The organism is Ideonella margarita, assembly GCF_038066635.1.
Classification (GTDB): domain Bacteria; phylum Pseudomonadota; class Gammaproteobacteria; order Burkholderiales; family Burkholderiaceae_C; genus Ideonella; species Ideonella margarita.
On the sequence record NZ_JBBUTI010000001.1, the window covers coordinates 272,143 to 290,554 of the forward strand.

Genomic DNA, 18,412 nt, shown 5'->3' on the forward strand with positions numbered 1-18,412 from the left:
CATGCTCTCCCGACGCAACCCCCAACTCAACCGCCACGGCGAGCTGATTCACCTGCTGTCCATCGAAGGGCTGCCGAAGGCTGTGCTGACGCACATCCTCGACACCGCGGGCACCTTCCTGTCGGTCAATGACCGCGAGGTGAAGAAGGTGCCGCTGCTGCGTGGCAAGAGCGTGTTCAACCTGTTCTTCGAGAACAGCACCCGCACCCGCACCACCTTCGAGATCGCGGCCAAGCGCCTGTCGGCCGACGTGATCAACCTCGACATCGCCAAGTCCAGCGCGTCGAAGGGTGAAAGCCTGATCGACACCATCTCCAACCTGTCGGCCATGCATGCCGACATGTTCGTGGTGCGCCACAGCGAGTCAGGCGCGCCCTACCTGATCGCCCAGCACTGCGCGCCGCATGTGCACGTGGTGAATGCCGGTGACGGCCGGCACGCCCACCCGACGCAGGGCTTGCTGGACATGTACACGATCCGGCACTTCAAGAAAGACTTCACGCAGCTGAGCGTGGCGATCGTCGGCGACATCGTGCACTCGCGCGTGGCCCGCTCCGACATCCACGCCCTGACCACGCTGGGCGTGCCCGACATCCGTGCGGTGGGCCCGAAGACGCTGGTGCCGGGTGACCTGGCGCAGATGGGCGTGCGGGTCTGCCACGACATGGCCGAGGGCATCCGCGGCGCCGACGTGATCATCATGCTGCGCCTGCAGAACGAGCGCATGAGCGGCGCGATGCTGCCGAGCGCCGGCGAGTTCTTCAAGAGCTACGGCCTGACCGACGAGAAGCTGGCGCTGGCCAAGCCCGACTGCATCGTGATGCACCCGGGTCCGATCAACCGCGGCGTGGAAATCGACTCGTCGGTGGCCGATGGCTCCCACAGCGTGATCCTGCCGCAGGTCACTTTCGGCATCGCCGTCCGCATGGCGGTGATGTCCATCATTGCGGGGAATGAAGCATGAAGGTCCTGATTCGCAACGGACGCGTGGTGGACCCGGCTTCGGGCCGGGATGAAGTGGCCGATGTGGCCGTCGCCAACGGCCGCATCGTGGCCATCGGCCGGGTGCCCGGTGATTTCGACAACGCCCGCGTCATCGACGCGACGGGCTGCGTCGTCGCCCCCGGCCTGGTTGACCTGGCTGCCCGCCTGCGGGAGCCTGGCCATGAGCATGAAGGCATGCTCGAATCCGAACTCAATGCGGCAGCCGCCGGCGGCGTGACCAGCTTGGTGTGCCCGCCCGACACCGACCCGACCCTCGACGAGCCGGGCCTGGTCGACATGCTGAAATTCCGCGCCCGCAAGCTGAGCCTGTGCCGCCTGTTCCCCCTGGGCGCCTTGACGCGCGGGCTGGCCGGCGAGGCGCTGACCGAAATGGCCGAGCTCACCGAGAGCGGCTGCGTCGGTTTCTCGCAGGCGGAAGTGCCGGTGAAGGACACGCTGGTGCTGCAGCGCGCCATGCAATACGCCGCTACCTATGGCTATACCGTGTGGCTCCGTCCGGTTGATGCCTTCCTGGGCAAGGGCGTGGCGGCCAGCGGCGCCATGGCCACGCGCCTGGGCCTGTCTGGCGTGCCGGTGGCGGCAGAAACCATCGCCCTGCACACCATTTTCGAGCTGATGCGCGTGACGGGTGCGCGGGTGCACCTGTGCCGCCTCTCCAGCGCGGCGGGCGTGTCGCTGCTGCGCCGTGCCAAGGCCGAAGGCCTGAAGGTCACCGCGGATGTCAGCATCAACTCGCTGCACCTGACCGACGTCGACATCGGCTTCTTCAACTCGGCCATGCGCCTGAGCCCGCCGCTGCGCCAGCAGGCTGACCGCGAAGCGCTGCGCGCGGCGCTGGTTGACGGCACGATTGACGCGCTGGTGTCTGACCACACCCCGGTGGACGAAGACGCCAAGACCTTGCCCTTCGGTGAAGCCGAACCCGGCGCCACCGGTCTGGAGTTGCTGCTCAGCCTGGCGCTGAAGTGGGGCGAGGACACGAAGCTGCCCATGGCCGCCACCCTGGCCCGCGTGACCAGTCTGCCGGTGCAGGTGCTGGGCGATGCGCTGGGCTCGCTCGCGCAAAGCGCCGGCCGTGTGGTGGAAGGCGGCGTGGCCGACCTGTGCGTGTTCGACCCCGAGGCCATCTGGCAGGTCGAGCCCAAGCTGCTGAAGAGTCAGGGCAAGCACACGCCGTTTGATTTCGGCATCACGGGCACGGCGCTGCCGGGTCGTGTGCGTGCGACCCTGGTGGCCGGCACGGTGGCCTACCAGGTCTCTTGATGCGGGTATTGCTGGCGATGTGGCGCATGGCCCGGGTGCTGGTGCACCTCGGCCACGGCATGATCCTGATGGCCTTGCGCTTCGAGCGCATGACCGTGCAGCAGCGCCATGCCATGGTCCAGTGGTGGAGCCGCAAGTTGCTGGCGGTGGTCGGCCTTTCGCTCACGGTGAATGGGCAGGCCCGGCAGGCGGGCGGGCTGCTGATCGCCAACCACGTGTCGTGGCTCGACATCGCGGTGCTGCATGCGGCGTGTCCGCAGGCGCGCTTCGTGTCGAAGGCCGATGTGCGCAAGTGGCCCTTGCTGGGTTGGCTGATCGCCGGTGTGGGCACGCTCTTCATCGAGCGTGAACGCAAGCGCGATGCCATGCGCATGGTGCACGACATGGCGGCCGCGCTGCAGCGGGGCGAAACCGTGGCCGTGTTCCCTGAGGGCACCACTGGTGCCGGTGCACAGACGCTGCCGTTTCACGCCAATCTGCTGCAGGCCGCGATCGCGGTGGAGGCGCCGATCATTCCGGCGGCGCTGCGTTACAGCGAGCCTGGCCACGCCTTTGCATGGTCGGCCCAGTACATCGACGACACCACGCTGGTGCAGAGCATCTGGCGGGTGGTGAGTGCGCGCGGCTTGGCCGTGGAATTGACTATCCTGCCTCCGCACGGCAGCGCGCACGCGGATCGGCGCGCGCTGGCTGCGCACATGCAGGCGCAGATCCAGCAGGTGCTGGATGCTGCGCCCAGCAGCTCATCGGCCTGATCAGGCCTTCTTGCTGCCCTGTGCGGCAACCGCTGCTGCGGCCTTCGCGGCGGCTTCGGCGTCGCCCAGGTAGTAGCTGCGGATCGGCTTGAGGTCGGCGTCCAGCTCATACACCAGCGGAATGCCGTTGGGGATGTTCACGCCCACGATGTCGGCGTCGGCGATGTTGTCGAGGTACTTCACCAAGGCACGGATCGAATTGCCGTGCGCGGCAATGACCACGCGCTTGCCGGACTTGATGGCCGGCGCCAGCTCTTCATTCCACCAGGGCATCACGCGCGCCACCGTGTCCTTCAGGCATTCGGTCAGCGGCACCTGCGACGGGTCGAGCTTGGCGTAACGCAGGTCCTGGCGTTGGCCGCGCGGGTCGTTCGCATCCAGTGCGGGCGGCGGGGTGTCGTAGCTGCGACGCCAGATCAGCACTTGCTCATCGCCGTACTGCTTGGCCATGTCGCCCTTGTTCAAGCCTTGCAGGCCACCGTAGTGACGCTCGTTCAGACGCCAGTCCTTCAGCACCGGCACCCAGGTCCGCTCCATCGATTCGAGGCAGTACCAGAGCGTGGCAATGGCGCGCTTGAGGACCGAGGTGTAGGCCAGGTCGAACTCAAAGCCTTCGGCCTTCAGCAGGGCACCAGCCGACTTGGCCTGGGCGACGCCGGTGTCGGTGAGTTCCACATCGGTCCAGCCGGTGAAGCGGTTTTCGAGATTCCAGGTCGATTCACCATGGCGAATCAGCACGAGCTTGTACATGGCCTTGAGGGCGCGACGGGACGCGCCGGGGGTGAGGGTTGCAGGGCAGGAAATACCGTCGAATTCTATAATCCGTACCTTCGTGTACTTTGCCTTCGGACATCTCTGTGAACTTCCTGATTGAAAACTGGCTGCTGATTGCAGCCGCCCTGGTGTCCGGTGGCCTGTTGTTCTGGCCCATGCTGCGTGAAAGCGCCTCGGCCGGTGGCGTTTCGCCGCAGGAAGCCGTGCGCCTGATCAACCGCGAGAAGGCCGTCGTGATCGACGTCTGCGAGGTGGCTGAATTCGCGGCGGGCCACGTGGTCGGTGCGCGCAACGTGCCGCTGGCCAAGCTGGAAGGCGCCAAGGAAGTGCCGTCCAACAAGACCCTGCCGCTGGTGGTCGTCTGTGCATCGGGCGCCCGCGCTGCCCGCGCCGTGGCCACGCTGCAGAAGGCCGGCCATGCCAACGCCCAGGTGCTGGCTGGTGGCATGCGCGCCTGGCGCGAAGCCGGCTTGCCGGTCGAAACCAGCGCGGCTTGAGTCAGCCGAGGCAGGCCGCACCGGCCTGCCCGTTGCCGAGCGAGGTTTTTCGCTCTTGGCGACAATCGCTCCATCGAATTTCAAAGCGTGCCGCCATGAACAAAGTCGTGATGTACACCACCCAGGTCTGCCCTTACTGCGTGCGGGCCAAGTCCTTGCTGAAGCAGCGGGGCGTGGAGGCCATCGAGGAAATCCGCGTGGACACCGACCCGGCCCAGCGTGATCGCATGATCGAGTTGACCGGCCGCCGCACGGTGCCGCAGATCTTCATCGGCGACACCCACGTGGGTGGTTGCGACGACCTGATGGCGCTCGACCAGAAGGGCAGCCTGATGCCTTTGCTGCAGGCCTGACCAAAGCTTCAACCACGTCGCGTTGGCGCCGGAGACCGGTGCAGACGCTGGGCCATAATGCGGCCCGCAGCCCGCACCATCCCGGTTGCGGGCTTTGTTTTTTCTGAAAGCCCCTCATGGCCGAGCAAGACCTGACTCCCGTGTTCCAGTTGCAGCGCATGTACCTCAAGGACCTGTCGCTTGAGCAGCCGAATTCGCCCACCATCCTGCTCGAGCAGGAACAGCCCCAGGTCGACATCCAGCTGACCATGGGCGCCGAGCCGGTCGCTGACGGCATCGTTGAAGTCACCGTGACGGCCACCGTCACCACCAAGATCGGTGAGCGCACCCTGTTCCTGGTTGAAGCCAAGCAGGCCGGCATCTTCGAAATGCGCAACATCCCGGACGAACAAGCCCAGGGCATCGTCGGCGTGGTCTGCCCGCAGATGATCTACCCGTACCTGCGCGCCATCGTGTCGGACGTCTGCACCCGCGCCGGCTTCCCGCCGATCCTGCTGGCCGAAGTGAACTTCCAGGCCATGTATGAAGCCCAGCAGGCAGCCGCTGCCGCTGGTGTTGAAGGTGCCGAAGGCGCGACCCTCAACTGAGCTTGAACGAGCCCGCATGCAGTTGACCGTGTTGGGGGCCGGTGCCTGGGGCACCGCGCTCGCTATTGCTGCCGCCCGTCGTCACGACGTGGTGTTGTGGGCTCGTGATGCCGCGCAAGCGGCCGACATGCAGACGGCGCGCCGCAATGCGCGCTACCTGCCAGATTCAGAATGGCCTGCGGGCCTGAATGCCAGCAGCGATTTGCCCCAGGCGCTGGCGCATGCTGCCGGGCCTGACGGACTGTACGTTGTGGCCACGCCCATGGCGGGGCTGCGCGGGGCGCTGTCGCTGCTGCCGGCCCACGCCCGCGTGCTGTGGCTGTGCAAGGGCTTCGAGGCCGGCACTGGCCTGCTGGGCCACCAGATCGCCGCACAGGTGTTGCCTGAAGCGCGCGCCGGTGTGTTGTCGGGCCCGAGCTTTGCCCAGGAAGTGGCAGCCGGCATGCCCACCGCCCTGGTGGCCGCCAGTGTTGATGCTGACCTCGCCGACATGGCCGTGACTGCCTTTCATGGCGGCCCTCTGCGCATCTACACCTCGCCGGATCCGGTGGGCGTGGAGGTGGGCGGCGCCGTCAAGAACGTCATGGCGATCGCGACCGGCATCGCCGACGGCCTGGCGCTCGGCCTCAATGCCCGCGCGGCGCTCATCACCCGCGGGTTGGCTGAAATGTCGCGACTCGGCGTCGCCATGGGCGCGCAACCCGCCACCTTCATGGGCCTGACGGGCCTGGGCGATCTGGTGCTGACGGCCACAGGCGATCTGTCGCGCAACCGACGTGTTGGCTTGTTGCTGGCCGAAGGCCTGGCGCTGCCCGACGTGCTGGCCCGCCTCGGTCATGTGGCGGAAGGCGTTTACAGCGCTGCCACCGTGGCCGCACAGGCGCGCAGCCTGGGCGTGGACATGCCGATTGCTGCGGCGGTGCATGACGTGCTGTCGGGCGAGCTCTCGGCCCGGGAAGCCTTGGGCCGTTTGCTGCAGCGCGAGGCGCGCTCGGAGTTCAGCTGAGGTTGAATTCGACGTCGCCGGCGCCTGTGACTCAGGCCGCTCCGCCAAACCCGTTCTGACGCCAGGCCTCGAACACCGACACCGCGACCGCGTTGCTCAGGTTCAGGCTGCGCTGACCCTCGCGCATCGGCAGGCGCACCCGTTGATCCAGCGGAAAACTGTCGCGCAGGCTGGGCGGCAGTCCCGCGGTTTCCTGACCAAACACCAGCGTGTCGCCGGGCAACCAGGCAATGTCCGTGTGTGGCCGGCTGCCGCGCGTGGTGAAGGCGAACATCCGGCCAAAGTCGGGCTGCTCCTTCTGCAGGAAGCTGTCCCAGTCGGCATGCCGTTGCACGGGCGCGTACTCGTGATAGTCCAGGCCGGCGCGCTGAAGCTGGCGGTCGTCCATGGAGAATCCCAGCGGCTCGATCAGGTGCAGGCTGCAACCCGTGTTGGCCGTCAGGCGAATGATGTTGCCCGTGTTGGGCGGGATTTCCGGGTGGACAAGCACGATGCGAAACATGGCTGCATTGTCGCTGGCCGGCGGCGTTGAATTGTGGCGCCCGAGGTGAGTCGTGTTCAGGGCAGCTCATCAGGCGCCGGTGTGCGGGCCAGCACCCACAGGTGCACCTGCGAGGCGCCACCTTCCAGCAGCGCGGTGGCGGCCGCCCGGGTGGTTGCGCCGGTGGTCATCACGTCATCCACCAGGGCCACGCTGCGCCCTGTCAGCGTGTGGCGCTGTGCGGGGGTGGGCAGGAAGGCGCCTTGCAGCAGGTCGCCGCGTTCCTGGCGATTCGCGCCGCCGCTCAACGGGTCGAGGTGCCTCCAGCGCTGCAACAAATGGGGCAGGGCGGGGCGGCCCACGCGCCGGGCCACCTCGCGTGCCAGAAGCCACGATTGGTTGTAGCCGCGCTGTGCCAGTCGTTGTGCTGACAGCGGCACCGCGGTGACGATGTCCGGCGGCGGGTGTGTGCCTGACCGCACCACCGCCTGCGCCAGCAGCGCGCCGAGCAAGGGCGCCCACTCAGGCGCCTGCTGGAACTTCAGGCGACTGATCAGCTGGTCGATGGGGAATTGGTAGTCCAGCGCCACGACGCAGGCCACCTGTGGTGTCGGGTGTTGCAGGCAGGCGCCGCAGCGCAGCACGCCGGGCCGGCCGCAGGTGGTGCAGCGAGCTTTCCAGCCGGCAAATCGAGTGCGGCAGGGCTGGCACAGGCCCTCGCGCGTCCAGGTGCTGCACACCGCGCAGGGCGCTGGCCAACCCTGGAGCCGCCATGGCGCTTCCGCCGCAATGCCTGCGGGCCGGCGGGTCAAGTCGTCGGCTTGATGTGCGTGGGGTGGCTCGTCCATATACTTGCCCGCCATGTCCTTGACCACGTCTCAGAATCCCGCCGATCGCATTGATGCGGCCGCTTTGCGCCGCCTCATGCAGCGCCGCCAACACAACGCGGATCTGCCGTGGCTGCACGGTGAAGTGGCCACCCGCATGGCCGATCGCCTGCAGATCATTCGCGACCAGCCCGAGCAGGTGCTGGACTGGTCTGAAGACGCGGGCGCCTTGCCACCCGCGTTGCTGGCGGCCTGTCCCAAGGCTCGTTTTCGCCGGGTCGACGAGACGGCCGCCGTGCGGTCGCCCGAGGGCTGGCTGGGCAAGCTGACCCGAGCCCTGAGGGGTGGTGAGGCCGAGCGCCTGCCTGCCGGCGCGGTGATGCCCGCCAGCGCCGGCCTGCTGTGGTCGAACATGCGGCTGCACCTGGCGGCCTCGCCTCCTGAACTGCTGAAGACCTGGCGCCAGGCCCTGCAGCCCGAAGGTTTTGTCATGTTCTCCACCTTGGGGCCCGGCTCACTGCGGCAAATTCGCGACATTTACCAGGCGCGGGGCTGGGGCGTGCCCCATGTGCCCTTCGTCGACATGCATGACCTGGGCGACATGATGGTGGAGGCCGGCTTCGCTGATCCGGTGATGGACCAGGAGGTGCTCAGATTGACATATGTCACGCCGGAGGCGCTGCTGGCGGAGTGGCGTGCACTCGGCGCGAACCTCGACCCGGCCCGCACGGCGGGTTTGCGCACTCCGCGGTGGCGTGCGCAGTTGTGTGCCGCACTGGCTGAAACAGCCGGGCCGGACGGTCGGATCGTGCTGGACGTGGAGGTGGTTTATGGCCATGCGTTCAGAGCGCCAGACAAGGGGCCGGCCGTGGCCGCCGACACGCGGATTGACCTTGCTGACATGAAATTGATGTTGCGCAAGCCGACCCCGCGCAAATAGTGTCGGATAGAATTTCGCGATTGATGTGGATCAGGTAACGGTTGCGACAGCCGCTTCAGGGAATGCCCGATTTTTCCGGGTAGACCTGCAAGGTAGCGTGATCGTGTACTTCCAGCCCTTGCACCATGCCTTCCGCGTGTCCAGTTCCCAGCGTGCTGCCGGTCCCTTCGGGCCAGCCGCAGGCATGGGGCGACGACGCTCTCCAAGCGGTTGATCTTTCGCAAGCCGATGCGCATTGGCTGCTGAAGCGCAACTGCTCGCTGAGCCCGCGGGATCTGTGCATCGTGCTGAGCTCGCTGGGTCTGGTGTCGGTGCTGATTGCTGGCGCCTTCTGGTGGCTCGGCGCGCCGATGGTGTTGCCGTTTGCGTGCATCGAGCTGGCTTGCCTGGCGGTGGCCGTGGTGGTGTTTGCGCGGCGCTCCGGCGACCACGAACTGTTGTGGATTGCCCATGGCCGCTTTCATGTGAAGCTGGCCGTTGGGCAAAACACGGAAGAACATGCGTTTCTCGCACGATCAGTGCGGGTTCGCCATGGCCATGATGTGCATGGCTTGATTGAACTGTCGGCAGACGGTCGTCGGGTTCTGGTGGGTCGCCACCTGAGCCCGCATCGGCGTTCTGCTCTCGCGGAATCGATGCGGGGCGCCTTGCGCGCCGCCGGTCATTGGGGTTTGGAATGGAAGTGACGACAACGATGAAGACAAGCACCTCGCTGCCCAAGCGGCTCCTGCAAGGCTCGGCGGCTCTGGCCGCTTCTCTGGTGACGGCTGCAGCCGTTGCCGTTGAAAGCCTGCCCGGCGGCCCCGCCGTCAACCAGACCGACCTGCACCCGCCGGTCACCAAGATCGCCGCTGAGGTGCAGACGCTGCACTACGGCTTGATGATCGTCTGCCTGGCGATTTTTGTCGCCGTGTTCGGCGTGATGTTCTATTCGATCCTGAAGCACCGGAAGTCGGTCGGCGCCAAGTCCGCCAACTTCCACGAAAGCGTCTCGGTCGAAATCGCCTGGACCATCGTGCCCTTCATCATCGTGACCGCGATGGGCTTCGCCGCCACCAAGACCGTGGTTGCGCAGAAGGACACCTCCAACGCCGACCTGACCATCAAGGCCACCGGCTACCAGTGGAAGTGGGGCTACGACTACCTGAAGGGCGAAGGCGAAGGCATCAACTTCCTGGCCACGCTCGACACCGCACAGCGCGAAATGTCGAATTCCGGCCATCCGTCGGGCGACAACTACCTGCTGAAGGTCGACAACCCGCTGGTCGTGCCGGTTGGCAAGAAGGTCCGCATCATCACCACCGCCAACGACGTCATCCACGCCTGGATGGTGCCGGCCTTCGGTGTCAAGCAAGATGCCATCCCCGGCTTCGTGCGCGACACCTGGTTCAAGGCTGAGCAGACCGGCGACTTCTACGGCCAGTGCGCCGAACTGTGCGGCAAGGAACACGCCTACATGCCCATCCACGTGAAGGTGCTGTCGGCTGAAGACTACAGTGCCTGGGTGCAAGGCAAGAAGAAGGAATTGGCTGCCAAGGCCGATGATCCGAGCAAGGTCTGGACGCAAGCCGACCTGGTGGCCCGTGGCGAGAAGGTCTATGCCTCGAACTGCGCTGTCTGCCACAAGGCCGACGGCAAGGGCGCTGGCCCGATCAAGGCGCTGGACGGCTCGACCAAGGTGCTGGACGCCGACAAGATGGTTCAGGTGCAAGTGCTGCTGAATGGCCAGAACAATGGTGCGATGCCTGCCTGGAAGCAGCTGTCGGACACCGAAATCGCGGCCGTCATCACCTACACCAAGAACTCGTGGAGCAACAAGACTGGCCAGACGGTGCAACCGTCGGAAGTCGTTGCCGCCCGCAAGTGAATCCCCGGGATATCTGAAAAGGAAACCTCATGAGTGCAGTTCTCGATCATCACGGGGATCACGCGCACGACCACGCGCATGACCACCCTCACGGCTGGCGCCGCTGGGTGTTCGCCACCAACCACAAGGACATCGGTACGCTGTACCTGCTGTTCAGCTTCACGATGCTGATGATTGGCGGCATCCTGGCGCTGTGCATCCGCGCCGAGCTGTTCCAGCCTGGCCTGCAGTTCTTCAACCCGGAGTTGTTCAACCAGTTCACGACCATGCACGGGCTGATCATGGTGTTCGGCGCCGTGATGCCTGCCTTCGTGGGCTTTGCCAACTGGATGATTCCGCTGCAGATCGGCGCATCGGACATGGCCTTCGCCCGCATGAACAACTTCAGCTTCTGGCTGATGATTCCTGCCGCGCTGATGCTGGTGTCCTCGTTCTTCATGCCCGGTGGCGCCCCCGCTGCCGGCTGGACGCTGTATGCCCCGCTGACGCTGCAGATGGGCCCTTCGATGGACGCCGGCATCTTCGCGATGCACATCCTCGGCGCGTCGTCGATCATGGGTTCGATCAACATCATCGTCACCATCCTGAACATGCGCGCTCCGGGCATGACGCTGATGAAGATGCCGCTGTTCGCATGGACCTGGCTGATCACGGCTTACCTGCTGATCGCAGTGATGCCCGTGCTGGCTGGCGCCATCACCATGACGCTGACGGACCGCCATTTCGGCACCAACTTCTTCAACCCGGCTGGCGGCGGTGACCCGATCATGTACCAGCACATCTTCTGGTTCTTCGGACACCCAGAGGTGTACATCATGATCCTGCCGGCCTTCGGCATCGTGAGCGCCATCATCCCGGCCTTCGCCCGCAAGAAGCTGTTCGGCTACACCTCGATGGTTTACGCCACGGGTTCGATCGCCATCCTGTCGTTCATCGTGTGGGCTCACCACATGTACACGACCGGCATGCCGGTGACGGGTCAGCTGTTCTTCATGTACGCGACCATGCTGATCGCGGTGCCCACGGGCGTGAAGGTGTTCAACTGGATCGCGACCATGTGGCGCGGTTCGATGACCTTCGAAACCCCGATGCTGTTCGCCGTCGGCTTCCTGTTCGTGTTCTCGATGGGCGGCTTCACCGGCCTGATCCTGTCGATGGCCCCGATCGACCAGCAGCTGCAGGACACCTATTACGTCGTGGCTCACTTCCACTACGTGCTGGTGGCTGGCTCGCTGTACGCCCTGTTCGCAGGCGTGTACTACTGGGGTCCGAAGTGGACCGGCGTGATGTATTCGGAAACCCGTGGTCGCATCCACTTCTGGGGCTCGCTGGTGTTCTTCAACGTCACCTTCTTCCCGATGCACTTCCTGGGTCTGGCCGGCATGCCCCGTCGTTATGCCGACTACCCGATGCAGTTCACTGACTTCAACCAGATCGCCAGCATTGGCGCCTTTGGTTTCGGTCTGATGCAGGTCTACTTCTTCCTGTTCGTGGTCGTTCCGATGATGCGCGGCAAGGGCGAGAAGGCCCCGCAGAAGCCTTGGGAAGGTGCTGAAGGCCTGGAGTGGGAAGTGCCGTCGCCGGCCCCGTTCCATACCTTCGAGAACCCGCCGAAGCTGGACATCACCGCCACCAAGGTGATCGGCTGAATCCGCCATGGCGCAGACTCCTGAACAACGCAAGGCCAACCTGAAGCTCGGACTCGTGCTGGCTTCGGTGGCCGTGGTGCTGGGTGTCGGCTTCGTGGTGAAGATCGCGCTGCTTGGCGGCGTCCACTGAGCCCCCCATGACCCTGATCGAGCGACTCCGGCGCGACAACCACCAGATGGTGGTGAAGCTGCTCGTGGTGACGGCCCTGATGTTCGGCTTCGGCTATGCGCTTGTGCCCATGTACAAGCACATCTGCGAGGCCCTGGGCATCAACGTGCTGTCGCTGTCCGAGCAGAAGAATGGCGGCGTGAGTGGCACGCGCGAGCGGCCTGCGAACACGCAGGTTGATCTCACGCGCAGCATCACGGTCGAGTTCGACGCCAACGCACGCGGTCCTTGGGAGTTCAAGCCCGCGCAGCGTTCGGTCGTGGTGCACCCGGGTGAAATGGCCACCGTGATGTACGAGTTCCGCAACGTGCAGAACCGTGTCATGGCAGCCCAGGCCATCCCGAGCTACGCACCGCACCAGGCGTCTACGCACTTCAACAAGCTCGAATGCTTCTGCTTCAACGAGTACACCCTGCAGCCCGGCGAAAGCAAGCAGTGGCCTGTGGTGTTCTACATTGATCCGAAGCTGCCGCGCGACGTGACCACCATCACCTTGTCGTACACCTTCTTCGAGGTGGGCGGCAAGACGCCAGCGGCACCTACCGGCAAGGCCGCAGCCGTTGTCACCGGCACCGGGGAGCGCTCATGAGCGAGCCCAGTGACCTGCGCCAGGCGGCCGCTCGCAAGGGCACGTTTCTGGGCACGATGAAGGCGGTGGCCTGGTCGTTTTTTGGTGTCCGTCGTGGCGCCGACTATGAAAAAGATGTGAGCCAGATCAATCCGGTGCATCTCGTCATCGCGGGCCTGCTGGGCGCCGCGGTGTTCGTGGGCACCTTGGTGGTCCTGGTGAAGTGGGTGGTTGGCAGCGGCGTGGCCGCATGACCACCCCTGGTTGATTTCAAGATACAGCGTTCAAGTTACTGAGCCAATTCGAATTGGTGTCAAGGAGAGACAAGCAATGTCCGCAGTAAGCAACCACGGGGCGACGCCCTATTACTTCGTGCCGGGGCCTTCGCGCCACCCGGTGATGGCCGCTATCGGCCTGTTCTTTGTCATCCTTGGCGCCGGTCAATGGGTCAACGGCCACGGCTGGGGCGCCTGGTCGCTGCTGCTCGGCATGGTGATCTGGCTGACGGTGCTGTACCAGTGGTTCGGCGACGCCATCAGCGAAAGCCAGAGCGGCCAGTACTCTGACCGCATCGATGTCTCCTTCCGCTGGAGCATGAGCTGGTTCATCTTCTCGGAAGTGATGTTCTTCGCAGCGTTCTTCGGTGCGCTGTACTGGGCTCGCAACCATTCGCTGCCGATGCTGGGCAACCTGGATCATCAGGTGCTGTGGCCCGACTTCAAGGCCATCTGGCCGAGCGCCATGGCTGGCCTGACCGCTTCGCCGGCTGGCACGGTTGAGCCGTTCACCACGATGGGCCCGTGGCCGATCCCGACGATCAACACCGGCATCCTGCTGACGTCCGGCATCACGCTGACCATCGCTCACCACGCCCTGATCGCCGGCCAACGCGCCAAGACGATCTTCTGGATGTGGGTGACGGTCTTGCTGGGTGTGGTCTTCCTGGGCTTCCAGGCCTACGAGTACATGCACGCCTACAGCGAGCTGAACCTGAAGCTGACCTCGGGCATCTACGGTTCGACCTTCTACATGCTCACCGGCTTCCACGGCTTCCACGTGTTCCTCGGCATGCTGATGCTGCTGATCATCACGCTGCGCCTGACGAAGGGTCACTTCACCGCTGATCGCCACTTCGGTTTCGAAGGCGCGGCCTGGTACTGGCACTTCGTCGACGTGGTCTGGCTCGGCCTCTACATCGTCGTCTACTGGATGTAAAAAGCAGATGGGCCCGCGCGAGGCCCATGCTTTCAAGAGAACGCCGCCTTGTGCGGCGTTTTTGCTGCCTCGGTCAGCTGCCGATCGGCAGCCCGGTCGGACGGATCCAGCCCATGTGCCAGGACAGCAGGATGAACAGGAACAGCGTCACCGACAGGCCGACGCGCACCGCCAGGGCCCAAGCCATGCGCGAGTTCTGCTCTTGTTTGCCCTGGCCACGGCGCAGCATGAACAGGCCCGCACCCGCAAGGGCGCAGAGGATGGCGATCAAGGCCAGCACAATGATGATTTTCATGACGCCTGATTATTCCACCCTGTTCGAGATGGGCGCTTTGCCATGACCCTGTCCACCACCGGGCGACGTCGGCTCGTGCTGCTGGCTGCTGTGGTCGCCTGCCTCGTCACCGCCAGACTGGGTGTGTGGCAGCTCGATCGGGCAGAGTCCAAGCTTTCGCTGCAGGCGGCCATCCAGACCGCTGCTGACGCCCCACCGCTGAGCCAGGCCGAATTGGCGCGCGACGAGGACGGGCTCGCCCGCCAGCTGCATCGCCAGATCACCTTGAAGGGCGAATGGCTGGACAGCGCCACGGTCTACCTCGACAACCGCCAGATGCGTGGCCGGCCCGGCTTCTTCGTGGTCACGCCCTTGCGGCTTGCCAGTGGCGATGCAGTGCTGGTTCAACGCGGCTGGTTGCCGCGCGATGCCCAGGACCGCAGCCGGGTGCCCTCCTTCACCACGCAGGTCGGGGAGGTGAACGTGCTGGCCCGCATCGAGGCCGCGCCGTCACGGCTGGCGTCACTGGGTCAGGAGGCGCCGGGCCCAATCCAGCAGAACATCGATGTTGACGAACAATCCAGGGCGCTGGGCCTGAGCTTGCGCCCGCTCTCCGTGCAGCAACTGGTGGCCCCGGGCGACCAGCCGGATGGCCTGTTGCGTGATTGGCCGCAAGTGTCCGTGGATGTGCACAAGCATTACGGGTATGCGGCCCAGTGGTTTGTCTTCTGCGCGATGATCGCGGGTCTTTATGTCTGGTTCCAACTCCTCCGCCCACGCCGTGTCCGCACCTCATGATGATCCCGTCTCGATGACGGTCCACACCTTGCCCGCCGCTGAGTTGGCGCCCGTTGGTCAGACCCGCAAAGGCCGTCTGACGATGCTGCTGGTCCTGCTGGCCTGCGCCGCGCCGGTGATCGCTTCCTACTTCAGCTATTACGTCGTCCGGCCGAGTGCCCGCAGCAACTATGCGGAGCTGATCCAGCCGACGGTGGGTATTCCGGCAGCCCTCGCGCTCACCGACGCGGCAGGTCAAGCTGTGCCGCCGCTGACCCTGAAAGGGCAGTGGCTGATGGTGGTGGTCGCTGGTGGCGCCTGCGACGAACGCTGCGAAAAGCTGCTTTTCGCCCAGCGACAGCTGCGGGAAATGATGGGCCGCGAGAAGGAGCGCGTCGACCGCGTCCTGCTCGTGACCGACGACGCACCCGTGCGGGCACCCATCCAGGAAGCCTTGCGTTCTGGCACGCCGGCGACGGTGCTGCGCGTACAGCGTGAGGCCTTGGCCAGCTGGCTCAAGCCTGACACTGGCAGCGCCCTGGAAGACCACATCTACCTGGTCGACCCGATGGGCGAATGGATGATGCGCACGCCGGTCGATCTGGATCCGGCCCGCTTCCGCAAGGACCTGGAGCGCCTGCTGCGCGCCTCGTCGTCCTGGGACCGCGAAGGTCGGGGCTCGTGATGCCAGACGTCAGCGCAGCCGACCATTGGCTCACCGGCCTGCAGCTCTTGCTGCTCGCCGGCGTGTTGAGCTTGCTGCCGCTGTCGGTGTGGGTGTGGCGCACGCGCACCGCGCCGCCTTCCACGCGCCTGCGCGCGCTCACGGCATTGACGTTGTTTCTGACCTTCGACCTGATCATCTTCGGCGCCTTCACGCGGCTGAGCGATTCCGGCCTCGGTTGCCCCGACTGGCCCGGTTGCTACGCCGAAGCTACGCCCTGGGCGGCGCATGAAGAAATCCATGCCGCGCAGAGCGCGCAGCCGACCGGCCCGGTGACGTACAGCAAGGCGTGGATCGAGATGATCCACCGCTACCTCGCCATGACGGTGGGGGCGTTGATCCTGCTCTCCTGCGCGTTGTCATGGCGCTGGCGGGCACAGGTGCCGCAAGGCTGGAAATGGCCGCTGGCCACGCTGGTCTGGGTGCTGGTGCAAGGGCTGTTCGGCAAGTACACGGTCACGTTGAAGCTGTATCCGGCCATCGTCACCCTGCACCTGATGGGCGGCATCACCTTGCTGGCCTTGCTGGTGGTGCAGCATGAGCGGTACCTCGCGAAGCCCGTCGCGGTAACAGCCGCACTGCGCCGCGGGCTCTGGCTCGTGCTGGGGCTGCTGGTGGTGCAGGTCGCCCTCGGCGGCTGGGTCAGCACGAACTACGCCGTGCTGGCATGTCGCGGTTTCCCGACCTGCAATGGCCAATGGTGGCCCGGCATGGACGCTGGCCACGGCTTCACCATCCTGCGTGAACTGGGCCGCGCCGGCAGCGGCGAGTACCTGCCTGCGAACGCCCTCGTGGCCATCCACATGGCGCACCGGCTGATGGCCGTGGTTGTGTTGGCGGCACTGCTGTCGCTGGCGCTGGCTTGCTGGCGCTCCGGCGGCGCCATGAAGCGCACGGCGGTTTGGCTGCTGGGCTTGAGCACCCTGCAGTTGGCCACTGGCCTGGGCAACGTGGTGCTGCACTGGCCTCTGATTGGCGCGCTGCTGCACACGGGTGGCGCAGCCGCGTTGGTGGCGGTGCTGGTCGCTGCGCTCCAGCGAACCGCCTTGCCCAAATCAAGTATTTCCCCCGCAAGTGCGTTCCAATCGGTTCGCACTGCCTGATCCTTGTTTCCTGATGACTCCCACCCTTGCCCCGACCCCGCCCGTGCCTTCGCGCTGGTCCCAGTATTACGCGCTCACCAAGCCCCGGGTGGTTCAGCTGATCGTGTTCTGTGCCGTCATCGGCATGCTGCTGGCCGCACCCGGTCTGCCGTCGTGGCGCATCCTGGTGGCGGCCACGGCCGGCATCTGGCTCGTGGCGGGCGCAGCAGCAGCCTTCAATTGCCTGATCGAGCGCGAGATCGACCGCCGCATGAAGCGCACCGCCTGGCGCCCGACCGCCAAGGGCGAGTTGCCTGAAGCCCAGACGCTGATGTTCTCGGGCGTGCTGTGCAGCATCGGTTGCGCCGTGCTTTGGATCTGGGTGAACCCGCTCACCATGTGGCTGACGCTGGGTACCTTCGTCGGTTACGCCATCATCTACACGGTGGTGCTGAAGCCGCTGACCCCGCAGAATATCGTGATCGGCGGGGCTTCGGGTGCCATGCCGCCCGTGCTCGGTTGGGCCGCCGTGCGTGGCGATGCCGGGCCGGAAGCCTGGCTGCTGTGCCTGATCATCTTCCTGTGGACGCCGCCGCATTTCTGGGCGCTGGCGCTCTACCGCGCCGAGGAGTACCGCGCCTCCGGCCTGCCCATGCTGCCGGTCACCCACGGCGCTGAGCTGACACGGCTGCATGTATTCCTCTACACCATCATCCTGCTGGCCGGCACCATGCTGCCGTTCATCTATGGCATGAGCGGCTCGATCTACCTGGTCAGCGCCCTGGTGCTGGGCCTGGCTTTCATGGCCTATGCATGGCGTCTCTGGCGCAACTATTCTGACGCCCTCGCGCGTCAGACCTTCCGCTTCTCCATCCTGCACCTGTCGCTGTTGTTCGCGGCCCTGCTGGTGGACCACTACGTCAGCCCATGGATGCACCAATGAACTCCGGTCGCGCGCGCCGGCACGCCCTGCTGGCTTTCGCTGGTGCCGCCACCACGCTGCTGGGTCTGACCACCGGCTTGTCGGGCTGTGACCAGCCGGGCGGGCAGGGCGCTGCAGGCGTCAGTCCGTTCAAGGGCACCGACCTGACCGGGGCGGATTACGCCAAGGAGCTGGGTCTGCCTGACATCGACGGCAAGGTGCGCACGCTCGCCGAGTTCAAAGGCAAGGTCGTGGCGGTCTTCTTTGGCTACGTGCAGTGCCCCGATGTGTGTCCGACCACGATGGCCGAGCTGGCTGCCGTGAAGCAGCAACTGGGAGCGGATGGCGCCAAGCTGCAGCCGGTGTTCGTCACGGTAGATCCGGAGCGCGACACGGCCGAGATACTCAAGCCCTACCTCGCCAACTTCGGCAGCGATTTCATCGCGCTGCGCGGTGAGTCTGAACAGATCAAGAACCTGGCCAAGTCTTTCAAGGTCTTCTACGCCAAGGTGCCGGGCAAGTCAGACGCCAACAACTACACGATGGACCACTCCGCGGCGGTCTATCTCTTCGATACCGAAGGCCGGGTACGTGTGTACGAGCGTTACGGCACGCCGGTCGAGGCGCTGACCAACGACGTGAAGGTCTTGCTGGCCGGTCGTTGAGCTGGCACCAAC

Annotated in this window: 24 protein-coding genes; 20 read left to right on the plus strand and 4 right to left on the minus strand. The window is 65.4% G+C overall.

Features of this window, described 5'->3' with window-relative positions; genetic code table 11:
- Position 1 precedes the first annotated feature (1 nt).
- From AACH00_RS01260 to AACH00_RS01270, 3 genes are read left to right on the plus strand one after another with little or no spacing between them, the layout of a single operon-like run.
- Positions 2-964: an aspartate carbamoyltransferase catalytic subunit gene (locus AACH00_RS01260; RefSeq protein WP_341397121.1), complete on the plus strand. Its 963-nt coding sequence runs from the start codon at positions 2-4 to the stop codon at positions 962-964.
- Positions 961-2,268, plus strand: a complete 1,308-nt coding sequence (locus AACH00_RS01265) for a dihydroorotase (RefSeq protein ID WP_341397122.1) — start codon at positions 961-963, stop codon at positions 2,266-2,268. Before AACH00_RS01260 ends, AACH00_RS01265 begins: the two co-directional genes overlap by 4 nt.
- Positions 2,268-3,023 (plus strand): lysophospholipid acyltransferase family protein, encoded by a 756-nt coding sequence (locus AACH00_RS01270; RefSeq protein ID WP_341397123.1) that lies wholly within the window; start codon positions 2,268-2,270, stop codon positions 3,021-3,023. Before AACH00_RS01265 ends, AACH00_RS01270 begins: the two co-directional genes overlap by 1 nt.
- Here the strand turns inward: AACH00_RS01270 and gpmA are convergent, their stop codons facing one another.
- Positions 3,024-3,773, minus strand: coding sequence for a 2,3-diphosphoglycerate-dependent phosphoglycerate mutase (gene gpmA / locus AACH00_RS01275; RefSeq protein ID WP_341397124.1), 750 nt, complete (start codon positions 3,771-3,773; stop codon positions 3,024-3,026).
- Between the two features lie 107 nt (positions 3,774-3,880).
- On the opposite strand from gpmA, the gene AACH00_RS01280 reads away from it, so the two are divergent.
- From AACH00_RS01280 to AACH00_RS01295, 4 genes are all read left to right on the plus strand, one after another.
- Positions 3,881-4,294, plus strand: a complete 414-nt coding sequence (locus AACH00_RS01280) for a rhodanese-like domain-containing protein (RefSeq protein ID WP_341397125.1) — start codon at positions 3,881-3,883, stop codon at positions 4,292-4,294.
- Positions 4,295-4,389: 95 nt separating this feature from the next.
- A complete protein-coding gene (gene grxC / locus AACH00_RS01285) occupies positions 4,390-4,647 on the plus strand; it encodes a glutaredoxin 3 (RefSeq protein ID WP_341397126.1) in 258 nt (85 codons plus the stop codon).
- Between the two features lie 116 nt (positions 4,648-4,763).
- Positions 4,764-5,234, plus strand: a complete 471-nt coding sequence (gene secB / locus AACH00_RS01290) for a protein-export chaperone SecB (RefSeq protein ID WP_341397127.1) — start codon at positions 4,764-4,766, stop codon at positions 5,232-5,234.
- A gap of 16 nt (positions 5,235-5,250) precedes the next feature.
- On the plus strand, positions 5,251-6,240 hold the full coding sequence (locus AACH00_RS01295) for an NAD(P)H-dependent glycerol-3-phosphate dehydrogenase (protein ID WP_341397128.1): 990 nt from the start codon (positions 5,251-5,253) through the stop codon (positions 6,238-6,240).
- A 31-nt stretch (positions 6,241-6,271) separates the two neighbouring features.
- On the opposite strand, the gene trmL is transcribed toward AACH00_RS01295, so the two are convergent.
- Positions 6,272-6,742: a tRNA (uridine(34)/cytosine(34)/5-carboxymethylaminomethyluridine(34)-2'-O)-methyltransferase TrmL gene (gene trmL, locus AACH00_RS01300; protein ID WP_341397129.1), complete on the minus strand. Its 471-nt coding sequence runs from the start codon at positions 6,740-6,742 to the stop codon at positions 6,272-6,274.
- 56 nt (positions 6,743-6,798) lie between these two features.
- Positions 6,799-7,584: a ComF family protein gene (locus AACH00_RS01305; RefSeq protein ID WP_341397130.1), complete on the minus strand. Its 786-nt coding sequence runs from the start codon at positions 7,582-7,584 to the stop codon at positions 6,799-6,801.
- Positions 7,585-7,645: 61 nt separating this feature from the next.
- Here AACH00_RS01305 and AACH00_RS01310 point away from each other — a divergent pair, with 61 nt between their 5' ends.
- The 8 genes from AACH00_RS01310 to AACH00_RS01345 all read left to right on the plus strand — a co-directional run bounded on the left by AACH00_RS01310 (position 7,646) and on the right by AACH00_RS01345 (position 13,956).
- The gene (locus AACH00_RS01310) at positions 7,646-8,488 is read left to right on the plus strand and encodes a methyltransferase domain-containing protein (RefSeq protein ID WP_341397131.1); all 843 of its coding nucleotides are present in this window, start codon (positions 7,646-7,648) and stop codon (positions 8,486-8,488) included.
- A 284-nt stretch (positions 8,489-8,772) separates the two neighbouring features.
- The gene (locus AACH00_RS01315; protein ID WP_423221875.1) at positions 8,773-9,174 is read left to right on the plus strand and encodes a DUF2244 domain-containing protein; all 402 of its coding nucleotides are present in this window, start codon (positions 8,773-8,775) and stop codon (positions 9,172-9,174) included.
- Between the two features lie 8 nt (positions 9,175-9,182).
- Positions 9,183-10,355, plus strand: a complete 1,173-nt coding sequence (gene coxB, locus AACH00_RS01320) for a cytochrome c oxidase subunit II (RefSeq protein ID WP_341397133.1) — start codon at positions 9,183-9,185, stop codon at positions 10,353-10,355.
- Between the two features lie 29 nt (positions 10,356-10,384).
- Positions 10,385-12,004 (plus strand): cytochrome c oxidase subunit I, encoded by a 1,620-nt coding sequence (ctaD, locus tag AACH00_RS01325; RefSeq protein ID WP_341397134.1) that lies wholly within the window; start codon positions 10,385-10,387, stop codon positions 12,002-12,004.
- A 7-nt stretch (positions 12,005-12,011) separates the two neighbouring features.
- Positions 12,012-12,134: a cytochrome oxidase small assembly protein gene (locus tag AACH00_RS01330; protein ID WP_341397135.1), complete on the plus strand. Its 123-nt coding sequence runs from the start codon at positions 12,012-12,014 to the stop codon at positions 12,132-12,134.
- A 7-nt stretch (positions 12,135-12,141) separates the two neighbouring features.
- The gene (locus AACH00_RS01335; protein WP_341397136.1) at positions 12,142-12,762 is read left to right on the plus strand and encodes a cytochrome c oxidase assembly protein; all 621 of its coding nucleotides are present in this window, start codon (positions 12,142-12,144) and stop codon (positions 12,760-12,762) included.
- A complete protein-coding gene (locus AACH00_RS01340) occupies positions 12,759-12,995 on the plus strand; it encodes a DUF2970 domain-containing protein (protein WP_341397137.1) in 237 nt (78 codons plus the stop codon). Before AACH00_RS01335 ends, AACH00_RS01340 begins: the two co-directional genes overlap by 4 nt.
- 76 nt (positions 12,996-13,071) lie before the next feature.
- Entirely contained in the window at positions 13,072-13,956 is an 885-nt protein-coding gene (locus AACH00_RS01345) for a cytochrome c oxidase subunit 3 (RefSeq protein WP_341397138.1), read from the plus strand.
- A gap of 73 nt (positions 13,957-14,029) precedes the next feature.
- Here the strand turns inward: AACH00_RS01345 and AACH00_RS01350 are convergent, their stop codons facing one another.
- Positions 14,030-14,251: a twin transmembrane helix small protein gene (locus tag AACH00_RS01350; RefSeq protein ID WP_341397139.1), complete on the minus strand. Its 222-nt coding sequence runs from the start codon at positions 14,249-14,251 to the stop codon at positions 14,030-14,032.
- Positions 14,252-14,293: 42 nt separating this feature from the next.
- On the opposite strand from AACH00_RS01350, the gene AACH00_RS01355 reads away from it, so the two are divergent.
- From AACH00_RS01355 to AACH00_RS01375, 5 genes are read left to right on the plus strand one after another with little or no spacing between them, the layout of a single operon-like run.
- Positions 14,294-15,028 (plus strand): SURF1 family protein, encoded by a 735-nt coding sequence (locus AACH00_RS01355; RefSeq protein WP_341397140.1) that lies wholly within the window; start codon positions 14,294-14,296, stop codon positions 15,026-15,028.
- A gap of 13 nt (positions 15,029-15,041) precedes the next feature.
- Entirely contained in the window at positions 15,042-15,692 is a 651-nt protein-coding gene (locus AACH00_RS01360) for an SCO family protein (RefSeq protein WP_341397141.1), read from the plus strand.
- Positions 15,692-16,834: a COX15/CtaA family protein gene (locus tag AACH00_RS01365; RefSeq protein WP_341397142.1), complete on the plus strand. Its 1,143-nt coding sequence runs from the start codon at positions 15,692-15,694 to the stop codon at positions 16,832-16,834. The genes AACH00_RS01360 and AACH00_RS01365 overlap by 1 nt, the downstream gene beginning before the upstream one ends.
- 13 nt (positions 16,835-16,847) lie before the next feature.
- Positions 16,848-17,756, plus strand: coding sequence for a heme o synthase (cyoE, locus tag AACH00_RS01370; RefSeq protein ID WP_341397143.1), 909 nt, complete (start codon positions 16,848-16,850; stop codon positions 17,754-17,756).
- On the plus strand, positions 17,753-18,400 hold the full coding sequence (locus tag AACH00_RS01375) for an SCO family protein (protein ID WP_341397144.1): 648 nt from the start codon (positions 17,753-17,755) through the stop codon (positions 18,398-18,400). The genes cyoE and AACH00_RS01375 overlap by 4 nt, the downstream gene beginning before the upstream one ends.
- The last annotated feature ends 12 nt before the right edge of the window (positions 18,401-18,412 follow it).

What these genes read in the sequence shown, in the direction of transcription:
- grxC (WP_341397126.1), top strand. Translation starts at nt 4,390, where the DNA reads ATGAACAAAGTCGTGATGTACACCACCCAGGTCTGCCCTTACTGCGTG.
- AACH00_RS01270 (WP_341397123.1), top strand. Translation starts at nt 2,268, where the DNA reads ATGCGGGTATTGCTGGCGATGTGGCGCATGGCCCGGGTGCTGGTGCAC.
- AACH00_RS01260 (WP_341397121.1), top strand. Translation starts at nt 2, where the DNA reads ATGCTCTCCCGACGCAACCCCCAACTCAACCGCCACGGCGAGCTGATT.
- secB (WP_341397127.1), top strand. Translation starts at nt 4,764, where the DNA reads ATGGCCGAGCAAGACCTGACTCCCGTGTTCCAGTTGCAGCGCATGTAC.
- AACH00_RS01305 (WP_341397130.1), bottom strand. Translation starts at nt 7,584, where the DNA reads ATGGCGGGCAAGTATATGGACGAGCCACCCCACGCACATCAAGCCGAC.
- AACH00_RS01265 (WP_341397122.1), top strand. Translation starts at nt 961, where the DNA reads ATGAAGGTCCTGATTCGCAACGGACGCGTGGTGGACCCGGCTTCGGGC.
- AACH00_RS01365 (WP_341397142.1), top strand. Translation starts at nt 15,692, where the DNA reads ATGCCAGACGTCAGCGCAGCCGACCATTGGCTCACCGGCCTGCAGCTC.
- AACH00_RS01375 (WP_341397144.1), top strand. Translation starts at nt 17,753, where the DNA reads ATGAACTCCGGTCGCGCGCGCCGGCACGCCCTGCTGGCTTTCGCTGGT.
- AACH00_RS01350 (WP_341397139.1), bottom strand. Translation starts at nt 14,251, where the DNA reads ATGAAAATCATCATTGTGCTGGCCTTGATCGCCATCCTCTGCGCCCTT.
- coxB (WP_341397133.1), top strand. Translation starts at nt 9,183, where the DNA reads ATGAAGACAAGCACCTCGCTGCCCAAGCGGCTCCTGCAAGGCTCGGCG.
- AACH00_RS01360 (WP_341397141.1), top strand. Translation starts at nt 15,042, where the DNA reads ATGACGGTCCACACCTTGCCCGCCGCTGAGTTGGCGCCCGTTGGTCAG.
- gpmA (WP_341397124.1), bottom strand. Translation starts at nt 3,773, where the DNA reads ATGTACAAGCTCGTGCTGATTCGCCATGGTGAATCGACCTGGAATCTC.
- cyoE (WP_341397143.1), top strand. Translation starts at nt 16,848, where the DNA reads ATGACTCCCACCCTTGCCCCGACCCCGCCCGTGCCTTCGCGCTGGTCC.
- AACH00_RS01295 (WP_341397128.1), top strand. Translation starts at nt 5,251, where the DNA reads ATGCAGTTGACCGTGTTGGGGGCCGGTGCCTGGGGCACCGCGCTCGCT.
- AACH00_RS01310 (WP_341397131.1), top strand. Translation starts at nt 7,646, where the DNA reads ATGCAGCGCCGCCAACACAACGCGGATCTGCCGTGGCTGCACGGTGAA.
- AACH00_RS01330 (WP_341397135.1), top strand. Translation starts at nt 12,012, where the DNA reads ATGGCGCAGACTCCTGAACAACGCAAGGCCAACCTGAAGCTCGGACTC.
- AACH00_RS01335 (WP_341397136.1), top strand. Translation starts at nt 12,142, where the DNA reads ATGACCCTGATCGAGCGACTCCGGCGCGACAACCACCAGATGGTGGTG.
- AACH00_RS01340 (WP_341397137.1), top strand. Translation starts at nt 12,759, where the DNA reads ATGAGCGAGCCCAGTGACCTGCGCCAGGCGGCCGCTCGCAAGGGCACG.
- ctaD (WP_341397134.1), top strand. Translation starts at nt 10,385, where the DNA reads ATGAGTGCAGTTCTCGATCATCACGGGGATCACGCGCACGACCACGCG.
- AACH00_RS01345 (WP_341397138.1), top strand. Translation starts at nt 13,072, where the DNA reads ATGTCCGCAGTAAGCAACCACGGGGCGACGCCCTATTACTTCGTGCCG.
- AACH00_RS01355 (WP_341397140.1), top strand. Translation starts at nt 14,294, where the DNA reads ATGACCCTGTCCACCACCGGGCGACGTCGGCTCGTGCTGCTGGCTGCT.
- trmL (WP_341397129.1), bottom strand. Translation starts at nt 6,742, where the DNA reads ATGTTTCGCATCGTGCTTGTCCACCCGGAAATCCCGCCCAACACGGGC.